Genomic DNA, 13,683 nt, shown 5'->3' on the forward strand with positions numbered 1-13,683 from the left:
TCTTAACGCGAATAAGAATGATTCTTGTTTACATGAGTGAGCATTTTCTTTACAATAATTTTCATTCTTGAACCTCTCATTTTTCGAACCTAAGGAAATGCCTGAAATGAAAACAATAAAAAGCCGCAAACACCCGCAACCGCACGTGATGGGCGCAGCCCTGGCGGCAGTCCTGCTGCCGCTGGCCGCCCATGCGGCCGACGCGGACAAGCCGGCGCCGGAAATCCAGAGCTCGGCCAAGGTCGAGATCGTCGGCAAGACCGAGAACGCATTCAAGGCCGAGCACGCATCGTCGGCCAAGTACACCGAAAAACTGCTCGACACCGCCCAGACCGTACAGGTCATCAAGAAGGAACTGTTCGAACAGCAGGGCGCCGTGACCCTGACCGAAGCGCTGCGCAACACCCCGGGCGTGGGCGCCTTCTTCCTGGGCGAGAACGGCAACACCAATACCGGCGACGCGATCTTCATGCGCGGCTTCGACACCTCGGGCAGCATCTTCGTCGACGGCGCCCGCGACATCGGCTCGATCTCGCGCGACACCTTCAACCTGGAACAGATCGACGTCCTGAAGGGCCCGGCGGGCACCGACACCGGCCGCGGTTCGCCGACCGGCTCGATCAACCTGGTCAGCAAGAAGGCCAACATGAGCTCGAACATGTCGGGCTCGGTGCTGGGCGGCACCGATTCGCAGAAGCGCGCCACCGTCGACGTCAACACCGTGCTGAACGCCGAGCGCGGCATCGCCCTGCGCCTGAACGCGATGGCACAGGATTCGGACACCCCGGGCCGCAACGTGGTCAACAACAAGCGCTGGGCCGTGGCGCCGAGCCTCGGTTTCGGCCTGAACGGCCAGACCCGCGTCTACCTCGACTACCTGCACGTGGACCAGGACAACACCCCGGACGGCGGCGTGCCGACCATCGGCCTGCCGGGCTACACCAGCCCTGATCCGACCCGCGCCTTCCTGACGAACGCCGCGCCGGTGAACCCGGAAAACTTCTATGGCTCGAACAGCGACTTCGACAAGGTCAAGGCCGACATGGCGACCATCCGCGTCGAGCACGAGTTCGCACCGAACATGCGCCTGTCGAACGTCAGCCGCTATGGCCGCACCAGCCAGGATTACGTCCTGACCGCCTGGCTGGCCAGCACCGCCAACTTCCGCACCCCGGTTGTCGCCGATCCGTCGACCTGGACCGTGGCGCGCAGCACCCGCACCTCGAAGGACGCGGAAAACAAGATCCTGACCAACCAGACCACCCTGACCGCCGACTTCAACACCGGCGACGTGGCGCACACCATCGTCACCGGCCTGGAATTCGTCAACGAGACCCAGGCAACCTACGGCCGCACCGGCCTGGGCACCCTGCAGCCGGCCAACCTGTACAACCCGAACCCGGCCGACGCCGTCACCGGCCAGGCTCTGGCCCGGACCGGCGCCTACAACGAAGGCGACATCGACACCCAGAGCCTGTTCCTGTTCGACACCATGAAGTTCGGCGAGAAGTGGATCTTCAACGGCGGCGTGCGCGTGGACCGTTTCCGCGGCACCTATAACGCCGTCGCCCTGACCAACAATGTGCTGGTTCCGACCCGCATCAACGTCGGCGACACCCTGGTCAACGGCAAGGCTTCGCTCCTGTACAAGCCGACCACCAACAGCAGCGTGTACGGCATGGTCGCCACCTCGAAGCAGCCGCCGGGCGCCAACTTCACGGCCTCGACCAGCGCCAGCAGCGCCCAGAACCCGATCTTCGATCCGCAGGAAACCACGACCTATGAACTGGGCGCCAAGGTCGACCTGCTGCGCCAGAAGCTGGCCCTGTCGGCGGCCCTGTTCCGCACCGACGTGAAGAACGAGGTCGAGCAGGACCCGGTCGACCTGAAGTGGTACCAGACCGGCAAGAAGCGCGTGCAGGGCGTGGAACTGGGCGTGACCGGCGCGCTGTCGAGCAACTGGCTGGTGAGCGCGGGCTACCTGTACATGGACAATACGGTGGAAGCGGGCCGCGCCATCACCGCGAGCGGCGAGAACAGCCTGACCTACACGCCGAAGTCCTCGTTCACGCTGTGGACCTCGTACGACGTGACCCCGAGCTTCAAGGTCGGCGGCGGCGCCCGCTACAGCGACGAGCTCAAGCGCGGCACCGACGGCGCCGTCGGCACGCCGAAGTACACCGAGGACTACTGGGTGTTCGACCTGATGGCGTCCTACCGCATCAGCCCGAACCTGGACCTGCGCCTGAACGTGTACAACGTCGCGGATGAAGAGTACGTGGCCAGCATCAACAAGAGCGGCTACCGCTACACCCCGGGCGCGGCGCGTTCGGCGAGCCTGACGGCAAACTTCCGCTTCTAAGTTGACGTGGAGCCCGGTCGAGCGACCGGGCGTGACAAAGAAAACGCCGGCAATGCCGGCGTTTTTTCCTTGGGCGCCGCTGGTGGCGGCGGTGCGGAATGGGGCCCCGGCCTGCGCCGGGGCGACGTGCGAATGTTGGCGCTGAGTGGATGCTCAGTGGAAGTGTTCGGTCCCGCTCGGGGCGTCTTCCGGCATCTCGGCGTGCACCAGCTCGCCCGTCGGGTCGGCGAACAGGGGAGAGCCGCAGTCGTCGCAGTATTCGGCGACGTAGCGCTCGCCGATGCGTTTGATGTGGGCGATGCCGGCTTCGTTCAGGTGGGCGACGATCTCGTTGATCGGGGTCAGCGGGGCCGGGCCGATGGCAAACGGGCCTTCCATCGGGGTGCCGTTCTCATCTTCCTGGCCGTACAGCGGCCACACGATGCCGTACATGACGTCGCTGTCCTGGCGCATGGTGAAGGAGACGCGGTATTCGTCGATCTGGATATCGGCCGACTCTTCGCCGAAGCCGGCGATCACGGCGCGCAAGTCCGATGCTTCCACGCCGAGGGTGTGGGTGAGGTAGTGGACGGCGGCGCGGATCGAGATCGGGCGGATCAGCTTGTCCGCTTCGCGGCAGGCGACGTAGTAGGCTTCCGGCAGCAGCAGCTCGACGCCGCAGCCCGGCAGCAGGCGCGCGATGTTCGCCGTACCCTGGGCGCGCCATTGTTCCAGTGCGCGGTTGCGTTCCTCGGCGAACTGGATGTGATGCTGCGGCTCTTGCCAGCGGAACATCGGGGCGCCTTGCGGGGCCACGATCGCCACCAGCAGGTAGCGGGTGTCGGCCAGGAAGGGCGCGGTCTCGTCGCCGCGTGCGGCCGGCTTGACCGTGCCGCCCTTGTGCGCGGCCGCTGCCAGCTTGTGGGTCAGGGCATAGGTCTCGGCATGGGTGCGCGGCAGCTGGTCGATCGAGTACAGGGTCGGCGCCATCGCGATGCGGGTGCCCTCGGCCAGCAGGTGGGCCGAGAAGTGGGCTTGCAGCGTGGTCAGGATCTCAGCCGGGATATTGCCCGAGGCAATGTTGAAACGGGTCCAGGCGAGCACCGGCGCGGCCACCAGCAGGGCCTGCCAAGTGACGTCGCCGCCGTCCGCCTGCTCCACCATGGTCGCCGATTCGCTGACCGCCTCGACGGCGTCCATCAGCACGTCGTAGGAGGCGAGGTCGTCCTTGAACAGGGCGTTCAGGGCGGCGTCGATGCTGTCCTGGTGGTTGGTCTTGAGCAGCTTCTGCAGGTGCGTGTCCAGTTGGCGCTCCCAGGTCCGTTCCTCGACCCGGCTGGCGGCCTGCATGATGGCTTGCGCAAGGCTGACGAGACGCTGGCTTTCGACGGAGAGTTTAGGGGTTGAATCTTTGGAAGGACGACGCATGGCGCTGAGGGTCTCTCTTTTTCTGAAGTTGGTCCACGGGTCATGATAAACCCATATCCCCGGTATTGTAGTTGATTCGGCCACATGCCATGAACACCCGGCGCAGGTCCGCGCAGCGCGGAACGCTTGCCAAAAGCGCCAAGTATAAGGATAATGCGAATCATTCTCATTTGTTTGCCGGCGGTAGTGTGCTGGACCTGCCGGCCGATGCAGTGCCCGAATTGACGAGTACCACCCCCGCCGGGAAACCGGACTTCGCCCTCCTGATACCCGTCAGGGGGGCTTTTTTCATCACGAGGAAACGATCATGATGCTGCATATCCCCGGTGTGCTGAGCCGCGAGCAGGTGAGCGACATCCGCATGCGCATGGAGGGCGCGCCGGAGTGGGTCGACGGCCGCGAGAGCGTCGGCCCGCAAGGCGCCCAGGTCAAGCGCAACCGCCAGCTGCGCGAAGGCTCGCCGCTCGCGGTCGAGCTCGGGCAGATCGTCAGTGCGGCGCTCATGAACAATCCGCTGTTCTTCTCGAGCGTGCTGCCGCTGCGCGTGCTGTCGCCTTACTTCAACGCCTACAACGGCGGCGAGCACTACGGCCTGCACGTGGACGGCGCCGTGCGCGCCCAGCGCGGCGGCCTGCCGCCGGTGCGCGCGGACGTGTCGACCACGGTGTTCCTGTCCGAGCCGGAAGACTACGACGGCGGCGAGCTGGTGGTGGTGGATGCCTACGGCACGCACGAGGTCAAGCTGCCGGCCGGCGACGCCATCGTCTATCCCTCGGGCAGCGTGCACCAGGTGCTGCCGGTGACGCGCGGCGAGCGCGTGGCGTCCTTCCTGTGGACCCAGAGCATGGTGCGCGACGACAGCAAGCGCGGGATGCTGTTCGAGCTGGACACGAATATCCAGAAGCTGCGCGCGGCGTACGGGGAGAGCGATGCCACGGTGGGGATCACCGGGCATTACCACAACCTGCTGAGGATGTGGGCGGAGCTGTAGCCGCGCGCCGATCGGCTAGGGCTGGGCGACCATCTCCGGTTTCCCGCCTGCCGCATTCGAAGTGATGTTCAAGCCGACGATCAGGAACTGCGCCTCGACATCGGCCTTCGGGCAATGTTCCACGCCCCGCGGCACGGTGAAGATGTCGCCGCTGCCGAGCTCCACGTCGCGGTCGCGCAGCTGGATGGTGAGCCGGCCCGCGTAGACGACGAAGAGCTCGTCCTGGTCGTCATGCTTGTGCCAGCGGGTCGAGCCAATCCCCTTGGCCACCTTGAACAGTTGTCCGTTCGCCTGCGCCACCGTTTGCTGTGACCAGAATTCCGTCAGGCCAGCCAGTGCCGATGGGATATTTACTTTGTCGTCCATGGAATTCTCCGCGACAGGCTGGAAGGAGAAGTCCTGGTGGCCTGGATCGAGAACTCTACCATGTTGTTTTTGGGTCTGCTGGCGACGTGGCGAAGCCGCCGGCAATCCTGTCGATCAGGCGCGGCGGCGACGACGTGCGGCCACGCCCATGCCGAGCACGCCCAGTCCCAGCAGGGCCATCGAGCCCGGTTCCGGCACGTCGACGCGGATGTCGGAGCGTGCCAGCTCGAGTCCGGTAGCGGCCAGCAGGCGCAGCGAGAAGGCGGTGCTGCTGGGCGAGTACGGGTCGAAGTCATACAGCGCGCCGTCGATGAACGTCATCTCCATATTCCACGATTCGAAGTAGCTCGACGCGCTCGCATTTACCAGGGCCAGCTGCCTGAAATCCACGCCCGAGCCGGCATCCACGTCGACCCACAGTTGGACGAAGCAGCCGGTACAGCCGCTCAGGTCCCAGGCGTAGTCGAAGCTCCAGTTGGCGCGGTTGGCTTCGTACAGCCCGCTGGACGCATGGAACACGCTGCTGCCGTCGTTGGGCAGGGTGACGCCGTTCTTGTAGGCATGCGCGCCCATGGCAATGGTGCCGGTGGTGCCGGCGCCAGTGCTGTTCTGCACGTTGAATTGGACGCCGGCGATGTTGGGATAAGCGGCGTCCCACGGTGCGTAGCTGGTCAGTTCGGCGTGTGCGCTGAAGGAGGCGAAAGCGAGTGCAGCAAGAGCCATGCGTACTATTTTCACGGTAAGTCTCCTGAGGTTGACTGCATGAGTGAACGCTGCGTAAGCGCAGCGGGCGGGACGCTCGTGCTCATGCAAATCGTATGCCAGGAAATTGCGCGTTGAAATAGCGCCTGAGAATCAGGAATTTACATAAACCGACACTCACGTCGATCTTCGTGATGGTGTTTTATGTAAGGTTAGCCGACAGTTAATAGAGTGAATAGGGTGACCGAGTCGGCGAAAAAAAACCGGCGCGTATCAAGGCGCCGGCTTTCGTTTGCAGCCCGGGTTCGTCATAACACTTTTCGGCCGGTGAACAGGCGCACCAGGATCACGACGACGGCGGCGACCAGCAGGATGTGGATCAGTCCACCAGCCACGGACGTGACCATGCCGAGCAGCCACAGGACGAGAAGTACGATAGCAATGGTATAAAGCATAATAGGCCTCCACTTGGGTAAGAGAGTCGCAGACCAGACGCGCTGTCTGGTTTCCCGATGAGTCCATCATCCGCTCCTGTACCCGTCTCTTCCGTGCGTGGCCGTACAATGCGCTTAGTTTTTTGATCATTTTTTCTGAAGAACGAAGATGGCCTTGAATTCCAGCTTGCTGGGCGCGCTTGCGGCCGCGTCGATCGTGGTTCCATGGCAGGCGGCAGCGCAGGCGCCGCACTGGTCGCGGCTGGCCGACGCTCCCATCGCCCGGCAAGAACTTTATCCCGCCGTAATCGATGGCAAGATCGTCGTCGCAGGCGGCATCCTGTCCCAGGCGCCGGGCTTCACGGACCGGGTCGAAGCCTACGATCCGAAAACCGACCGCTGGACCACGCTGGCGCCCTTGCCCGAGGCAAGGCACCACATCGCCCTGGCCGAAGCAGGCGGCAAGCTCTACGGCATCGGCGGCTTTTCCGGCGCGATTCCCGACTGGCGCGCGCATGCGACGGTGTTCGTCTACGACTCGCAGGCGAACCGCTGGTCGTCCGGCCCCGCGCTGCCTCAGCCGCGCGCCGAGGGCGTCGTCGCTTCGGTGCGGGGCAAAGTTTACTTCATCGGCGGACGCGTCCCGAACAGCCCGGATGCGGCGCACATCAACGAGCACATGGATAGCGCCCGCAGCGAAGCGCTGGACGTCGCCTCGGGCCGCTGGGAGCGCATCCCCGACGCCCCGACTGCGCGCAACAGCGCGGCGGCGGCCGTCATCGACGACAAGATCTACGTGGTGGGCGGACGCCAGATGGTGAAGCAGGCCGATGGCCGGCAGCGCCCGGTCAACCTGGCGACCTTGGAAGTTTACGACCCGGCCACCAGGCGTTGGGAAACCCGCGCGCCGATGCCCCAGGCCCAGGGCGGCCTGGCTGCGGCCGCGGTCAATGGCAAATTCTACGCGTTCGGCGGTGAACAGTTCCTGCCGGCTGCCAAGGTGTTCGCGGAGGCCTGGGTGTACGACCCCGGAACCGACCGCTGGTCCGCGCTACCGCCCATGCCGACGCCACGGCACGGTCATGGCGCAGCCAGCGTCGGCAATCGTATCTTCCTGATGGGTGGCGGCGAGAAGGTCGGGGTCGGGGCGAGCCGGGTGCTGGAAGCCATCGAGCTTCCAACCAGGTAGTTCCAGGATCAGATGCAGGTCTCGGCAGTCGTGCTGTCGCCCATCCTGATCTTCGGCCTCGGGCTGGCAGCCGACGCCTGCTCGTACACCAGGTAGCAGGCGCGCGCCCTGGCGGTGCCTGCGATGGCCTTGGGGACCAGCGACATCGAACCGGCAAAGACCGGCGGCGTGGTGGCGCCGCCGCCCGACGCCCCGGTGTAGACCACATAGCCGATGCTCAATCCGGCCGCGTCCGCCGTTGCCTGGTTCGCCGCCGGATACCCGTGCACCAGCGTCATGGTGCTGTCCTCGAAGGTCTGCGTCGTCTCGCCGTTGATGAGGAATTTCGCGTGCGACATTGCAGCCACGCTGGCGAGGGCGCCCTGGGCACTGCCGAGGGCGGCCTGGCGCGCCTCGCCGCCCAATGCCGTCAGCCTGGGCAGCGCGGTGGCGGCCAGGGTTCCCGTGATGGCGATGACGGCGGTCGTCTCGACGAGCGTGAAGCCGCGTTCCCGGCAGCGGCGTGCGAACGATAGCAAACGTGCTTTCATAGTAAAATGATAACGTTAGTTGACGCGATCTTAATATGAAAGCCCGCCACGGGGCGCGCGCTTGCGAGCGCTGCGAACTACTGGTGCGGCTGTCCGTTGGAGGCGCTCAACCCGTTATCGACCGGCAGGTTCACGCCGGTAATGAGGCGCGCATCCTCGCTCGCCAGGAAGGCCATCGCCGCCGCCACGCCTTCCGGATCCTCGGGCGCGCCGAGCGGCATGCGCTTCTTGAATTCGGCGACCAGCTCGGGCTTGGCCAGCATGTCCTCGGTCAGGCGGCTCACCGTGAAGCTGGGGTTGACCGCATTCACCCGCACGCCGTCCTTGGCCGCATCCATCGACATCGCGCGCACCATATTGCTGACCGCGCCCTTCGAGGTGTTATACGCGAACATTTCCCAGTCCCCGCCCAATCCCGAGACGGAGGAGGTCATGACGATCGAACCGCGCGTCTTCACCAGCTCAGGCATCGCCGCCTTGGCCATGTGGAAATAGCCGGCCACATTGACCGACATGACGTGGTCGAAGTCTTCCTCGCTCGTCTTCATGATGTCGCCTTCGGTCGCGACACCGGCATTGTTGATCAGGACATGCAGCCCGCCGAAACGGTCGACGGCCGCCTTGACGGCAGCGGAAGCGGTTTCCTTCTTCGCGGTATCGCCGACGTGCACGAGCACGCGGTCCTGCGGCAGTTCCGCAGCGGATTTCTTGAGGTAGTCCTCGTCGATATCGAGCATGACGACGCGCGCGCCTTCATCGAGAAAACGGCGGGCGGCGGCCAGGCCGATGCCGGAAGCGGCGCCGGTGACGAGTACGACTTTATCGCTGAAACGGTTCATCCTTTCTCCTTTGATCTGGTCGAAACAGTTGAAGGCGACCTTATCACAGCGCCTTGCGACGCCTGTTTCGCTTGACCGCCGAGCCGGGCTAGCGAACCCGATTGAGGCGTATGATCGACCCATCGGCTGTCGAGTTGAAGCCATATTGCTCAAGGAGAACTGCTATGCGCATTGCAATATTGATGGCGGCAAGCGGGCTATGCTTGCTGGGATGTGCCACCCCACAAGATCGGGCCCAGGCCCAGCAGAACGAAGTGGGGCGCATGATGCTCGAGTACGGGCCGGCATGCACGCAGATGGGTTTCGTGCCGAACACGGACCCGTGGCGCGATTGCATCCTGCGCTCCGCCGGCCAGAACGGCGGCGCACGGGGAGGCGTGTCGACCTCGATCGGCGTCGGTGTCGGGAGTGGAGGGCGCGGCGGCGTCGGGATCGGTTTCGGGATTGGGCGCTGACAGCTGCCCTGTGATAAAAAAGGCCGGAACCTTCACAGGTCCCGGCCTTTTGACTTGTAGCGGCCCGCACGAAGCGGGCCTGCACAGCATTACGCAGCCAGCAGCTGGCGCAGCACGAACGGCAGGATGCCGCCATGCTTGTAGTAGTCGACCTCGATCGGGGTGTCGATGCGCAGCAGCACTTTGACTTCCTGCGATTCGCCGCCTTCGCGGTGGATCACCAGGGTCGCCAGTTGTTGCGGCTTGATCTCGCCTTCCAGGCCCTTCAGGTCGTAGGTTTCCTTGCCGGTGATGCCCAGCGACTCGACGCTGTCGTTGCCGATGAATTGCAGCGGCAGCACGCCCATGCCCACCAGGTTCGAGCGGTGGATGCGCTCGAACGAACGGCAGATCACGGCCTTCACGCCCAGCAGCTGGGTGCCCTTGGCGGCCCAGTCGCGCGACGAGCCGGTACCGTACTCTTCGCCGCCGAAGATCATGGTCGGGGTGCCTTCCGCCACGTACTTCATCGCCGCGTCGTAGATCGACAGCTGTTCGCCCGACGGCTGGTGAATGGTGATGCCGCCTTCGACTGCGCTACCGTCGGCTTTCGGCGGGATCATCTTGTTCTTGATACGCACGTTGGCGAAGGTGCCGCGCATCATGATCTCGTGGTTGCCGCGGCGCGAGCCGTAGGAGTTGAAGTCCGCTTTCAGGACGCCGTGGTCCTTCAGCCATTTACCGGCCGGACCGTCTTCCTTGATCGAACCCGCCGGCGAGATGTGGTCGGTGGTGATCGAATCGCCGAACACGCCCAGCGCGCGGGCGCCGGTGATGCCGGTGGCGGCGGCTTTCGGGGTCATCTCGAAATCGCTGAAGAAAGGCGGCTCGGCGATGTAGGTCGATTCCGGCCAGTTGTAGACCTGGCCTTCGGTCGACGACACGCGTTCCCACAGTTCGCCCGGGTTGCCCTTCACGTCGGCGTAGTTCTTCTGGAACACTTCCGAGTTCATCGCGAAGCGCATCAGTTCGCCGACTTCCTGCGAGGTCGGCCAGATGTCGCCCAGGTAGACGTCGACGCCGTTGCTGTCCTTGCCGACCGGCTCGTTCATCAGGTCGCGCGTCATGTTGCCGGCGATCGCGTAGGCGACGACCAGCGGCGGCGAGGCCAGGAAGTTCGAACGGATGTTCGGGTGGATACGCGCTTCGAAGTTACGGTTGCCCGACAGGACGGCCGAGGCGACGATGTCGTTCTCGATGATCGCGGCGTTCAGTTCCGGGGTCAGGTCGCCGGCGTTGCCGATGCAGGTGGTGCAGCCGTAGGCGGTCACGCCGAAGCCGAGCTTTTCCAGGTAGGGCAGCAGGCCGGCGGCGGTCAGGTACTCGGTGACCACGCGCGAGCCGGGGGCCAGCGAGGACTTGATGTGCGGCGCCACGGTCAGGCCGCGCTCGACGGCTTTCTTGGCCAGCAGGCCGGCGGCCAGCAGCACGCTCGGGTTCGAGGTGTTGGTGCACGAGGTGATCGCGGCGATCAGGACGTCGCCGTTCTTCACGCGCACGCCGTTGCTGGTCTCGTAGACCTTGTTCAGGTCGTCAGGCGACTTGTTGAAGCCGTTGGCGGTGGTCGGCTTGCTGAACAGGTCGGTGAAGGTGTTCTTCACCGAGCCCAGTTCGATACGGTCCTGCGGACGCTTCGGGCCGGCCAGCGACGGAGTCACGGTCGACAGGTCCAGTTCCAGCACGCGGGTGTAGTCGATCTCGCCGGCTTGCGGGATGCCGAACATGCCTTGCGCCTTGTAGTAGCCTTCGAAGGCTGCCAGTTCGGCTTCGGTACGGCCGGTGCCGCGGAAGTAGTCGACGGTCGCTTCGTCGACCGGGAAGAAGCCCATGGTCGCGCCGTATTCCGGGGCCATGTTGGCGATGGTGGCGCGGTCGGTGGTCGACAGCGAGCGGGTGCCCGAACCGAAGAACTCGACGAACTTGCCGACGACTTTCTCTTTACGCAGCAGTTCGGTGATGGTCAGCACCAGGTCGGTCGCGGTGCAGCCTTCGCGCAGCTTGCCGGTGAGGTTGACGCCGATGACGTCCGGGGTCAGGAAGTAGACCGGCTGGCCGAGCATGCCGGCTTCCGCCTCGATGCCGCCCACGCCCCAGCCGACCACGCCGACGCCGTTGATCATGGTGGTGTGCGAGTCGGTGCCGACCAGGGTATCCGGGTAGAACACTTCGCCCTGCTTCATGACGCCGCGCGCCAGGTATTCCAGGTTGACCTGGTGGACGATGCCGAAGCCCGGCGGCACCACGCCGAAGGTGTCGAAGGCCTGCATGCCCCACTTCATGAACTGGTAGCGCTCGTTATTGCGCTGGAATTCCAGCTTCATGTTCAGGTCCAGCGCGCCCGGCTCGCGGAAGTGGTCGATGGTGACCGAGTGGTCGACCACCAGGTCGACCGGCACCAGCGGCTCGATCTTCTTCGGATCGGCGCCGGTCTTGGCGGCGACGTTGCGCATCGCGGCCAGGTCGGCCAGCAACGGCACGCCGGTGAAGTCCTGCAGCACGACGCGGGCAACGACGAACGGAATCTCGTCGGTGCGCTCGGCGGTCGCGCCCCAGTTGGCGAGCTGCTTCACGTGCTCTTCGGTGACCTTCTTGCCGTCGCAGTTGCGCAGGACGGATTCGAGGACGATACGGATCGACACCGGCAGGCGCGACAGGTTCACACCGAGGGCTTCACCCAGGGCTGGCAGCGAGTAGTACTGGCCGGTCTGGCCGGCGCCGGCCGGGAATTCCTTCAGAGTGTTCAGGGTGTTGTGAGACATCATCTCTCCTTCAGTGGGGATTTTTTTCGTTCAAAACTGCAGGCGATCCATGGCGTGCGGCCCCGGATCAGCTTTTCTTCTCGACCGGGAGCGACGCCGTCACCGGCGCCGACTGCTCGGCATTCTTGCATTCGTTGGCCAGCTGGCGGTTCAGCTTCGAATCCAGCAGGATGCCCTTGGCCGGGATGCCGATCCAGATCAGGCCCCAGTGCGGGTTTTCGAAGCGCAGCGCGCCGGTGGTCGTGCCCACGCGGTTCAGGCGGTGCAGGCGTTTCTTCCAGCGCAGGGCGATGTGGGCGTCGTCCTGGGCGTTGGTGTAGATCGTGATCTTGTTGCCGAGTTCGCAAGCGTATTCGGTGACGACGGTGTCGGTGATGTCCGGCTCGTCGACTTCCTCGGCGCTGGCCGCGGGCGCCGCGGCGACTGCTGCGGCGGTGACGGCGGCGGCGGCCTTGGTCGCCTTCTTCGGCTTCGCTTTCGCCTTGGCCTGCGCCTTCAGGACAGCTTCGGCCTTCGGGTGTTTTTCAGTGGCGGCGGATGCGGGCATGCAAACGCCGATGGCCGCGAACGCGAACGCGCCGGCAGCCAGGAGACGGGAGAGGAGGGGGGCCATTATTGGGAATCCGTTTGGTTGACGATGGCCGCAGCGGCTTCCGGCAGCGCCAGGCCAGCCAGTTTTGCGCGCTGCAACACGGTCCAATAATATCGGTAGCTCGCGCGGTCGTGCAAGCGGCCGTGTTGCGCGATCGGCCCCCATCCCGCATTCATGGCCTCCGTCAGAATATTCGTCGCTTCGTTCACTTCCGACAGGCGCGGCATGAAGGCTTTCAGGATCGGCTTGATCTGGTCCGGGTGGATGCTCCACATCCGGGTGAAGCCGAATTCCGCGCCGGCGCGCTGGGCGTCGTTGGCGACCACCGCGCTGTCCTTGATGTCGGTGGTGACGTTGTGCGAGGCCACCTTACCGTGGGCATGGCAGGCCGCGACCATCTCCAGTTTCGCGCGCACCACCAGCGGGTGGGTGAACTGGCCCGGCGTGCGCATCGCACTGGCCGGCACCGCGCCATAGTGGGCGGAGACGAAATCCATGATGCCGAACGACAGGCACTCCACTTGCGGCAGGGCGGCGATATCGTAGGCGTCGTGCAGGGCGCCATGGGTTTCGACCAGCACGTGCACGGGAAGATCCGTGCGGCCGGCTTTCGCGGCGTGCTGGTTGATCAGGTCGATGGCGCGGCGCACTTCGTCGACGCTTTCCACTTTTGGCAGCACCACGTAGGCCAGGCGCGCGGCGCAAGCGCCGACGATGGCGGCGACGTCGCCGGCGAAGTGGACGCTGCCGGTGTCGTGCAGGCGCACGCCGATGCGGTTGAAGCGGTTGTCCTCGCTATTGATCAATTGCGTGACCAGCAGAGCGTGCTCGATCTCGCTGCCCGCGGCGGCGCCGTCCTCGCAGTCGAAGGTGATGTCGAAGACGGGGCCAAGCTCTTGTTGCAGGGCCATCGACTTGCGCATCAGCTTCTCCGAGCCGCAATAGTGATCGCAGGCGGGGAGGAGGAGCGGCTGGCGTTTGCCCTGGAATAAAACCTCGGAAGGATGCATGGTATGTC

13 protein-coding genes are annotated in these 13,683 nt (G+C 64.8%); 4 read left to right on the forward strand and 9 right to left on the reverse strand.

The features are described 5' to 3' along the window. Positions 1-106: 106 nt before the first annotated feature. Entirely contained in the window at positions 107-2,362 is a 2,256-nt protein-coding gene (locus LQ564_RS06330; protein ID WP_231057220.1) for a catecholate siderophore receptor Fiu, read from the forward strand. A gap of 153 nt (positions 2,363-2,515) precedes the next feature. Here LQ564_RS06330 and LQ564_RS06335 read toward each other — a convergent pair whose 3' ends face one another. Beyond that, positions 2,516-3,769, reverse strand: coding sequence for a DUF2863 family protein (locus LQ564_RS06335; RefSeq protein ID WP_231057221.1), 1,254 nt, complete (start codon positions 3,767-3,769; stop codon positions 2,516-2,518). Positions 3,770-4,076: 307 nt separating this feature from the next. On the opposite strand from LQ564_RS06335, the gene LQ564_RS06340 reads away from it, so the two are divergent. Further along, the gene (locus LQ564_RS06340; RefSeq protein WP_231057222.1) at positions 4,077-4,760 is read left to right on the forward strand and encodes a Fe2+-dependent dioxygenase; all 684 of its coding nucleotides are present in this window, start codon (positions 4,077-4,079) and stop codon (positions 4,758-4,760) included. A gap of 15 nt (positions 4,761-4,775) precedes the next feature. Here the strand turns inward: LQ564_RS06340 and LQ564_RS06345 are convergent, their stop codons facing one another. The 3 genes from LQ564_RS06345 to LQ564_RS06355 form a co-directional block, all read right to left on the reverse strand. Then, positions 4,776-5,126 (reverse strand): cupin domain-containing protein, encoded by a 351-nt coding sequence (locus LQ564_RS06345; RefSeq protein WP_231057223.1) that lies wholly within the window; start codon positions 5,124-5,126, stop codon positions 4,776-4,778. Between the two features lie 114 nt (positions 5,127-5,240). Beyond that, entirely contained in the window at positions 5,241-5,864 is a 624-nt protein-coding gene (locus tag LQ564_RS25945; RefSeq protein ID WP_231057224.1) for a PEP-CTERM sorting domain-containing protein, read from the reverse strand. Between the two features lie 272 nt (positions 5,865-6,136). After that, positions 6,137-6,283 carry a lmo0937 family membrane protein gene (locus tag LQ564_RS06355; protein WP_231057225.1) on the reverse strand — a complete coding sequence of 49 codons (147 nt, stop codon included), beginning with the start codon at positions 6,281-6,283 and terminating at the stop codon, positions 6,137-6,139. A gap of 148 nt (positions 6,284-6,431) precedes the next feature. Here LQ564_RS06355 and LQ564_RS06360 point away from each other — a divergent pair, with 148 nt between their 5' ends. Next, positions 6,432-7,451 (forward strand): Kelch repeat-containing protein, encoded by a 1,020-nt coding sequence (locus LQ564_RS06360; protein ID WP_231057226.1) that lies wholly within the window; start codon positions 6,432-6,434, stop codon positions 7,449-7,451. Between the two features lie 8 nt (positions 7,452-7,459). On the opposite strand, the gene LQ564_RS06365 is transcribed toward LQ564_RS06360, so the two are convergent. Next, positions 7,460-7,981: a type II secretion system protein gene (locus LQ564_RS06365; protein ID WP_231057227.1), complete on the reverse strand. Its 522-nt coding sequence runs from the start codon at positions 7,979-7,981 to the stop codon at positions 7,460-7,462. Positions 7,982-8,058: 77 nt separating this feature from the next. Further along, positions 8,059-8,820 (reverse strand): meso-2,3-butanediol dehydrogenase, encoded by a 762-nt coding sequence (gene budC, locus LQ564_RS06370; RefSeq protein WP_231057228.1) that lies wholly within the window; start codon positions 8,818-8,820, stop codon positions 8,059-8,061. A gap of 164 nt (positions 8,821-8,984) precedes the next feature. Here budC and LQ564_RS06375 point away from each other — a divergent pair, with 164 nt between their 5' ends. Further along, positions 8,985-9,275: a hypothetical protein gene (locus tag LQ564_RS06375; protein WP_231057229.1), complete on the forward strand. Its 291-nt coding sequence runs from the start codon at positions 8,985-8,987 to the stop codon at positions 9,273-9,275. Between the two features lie 89 nt (positions 9,276-9,364). Here LQ564_RS06375 and acnA read toward each other — a convergent pair whose 3' ends face one another. The 3 genes from acnA to LQ564_RS06390 form a co-directional block, all read right to left on the reverse strand. Then, positions 9,365-12,073 carry an aconitate hydratase AcnA gene (acnA, locus tag LQ564_RS06380; protein ID WP_231057380.1) on the reverse strand — a complete coding sequence of 903 codons (2,709 nt, stop codon included), beginning with the start codon at positions 12,071-12,073 and terminating at the stop codon, positions 9,365-9,367. Positions 12,074-12,140: 67 nt separating this feature from the next. Beyond that, positions 12,141-12,686 (reverse strand): hypothetical protein, encoded by a 546-nt coding sequence (locus LQ564_RS06385; protein ID WP_231057230.1) that lies wholly within the window; start codon positions 12,684-12,686, stop codon positions 12,141-12,143. Then, positions 12,686-13,675 carry an HpcH/HpaI aldolase/citrate lyase family protein gene (locus tag LQ564_RS06390; protein ID WP_231057231.1) on the reverse strand — a complete coding sequence of 330 codons (990 nt, stop codon included), beginning with the start codon at positions 13,673-13,675 and terminating at the stop codon, positions 12,686-12,688. The genes LQ564_RS06385 and LQ564_RS06390 overlap by 1 nt, the downstream gene beginning before the upstream one ends. Between the last annotated feature and the right edge of the window lie 8 nt (positions 13,676-13,683).

Origin of the sequence: Massilia phyllostachyos (assembly GCF_021044825.1) — a bacterium.
Taxonomy (GTDB): Bacteria; Pseudomonadota; Gammaproteobacteria; order Burkholderiales; family Burkholderiaceae_D; genus Telluria; species Telluria phyllostachyos.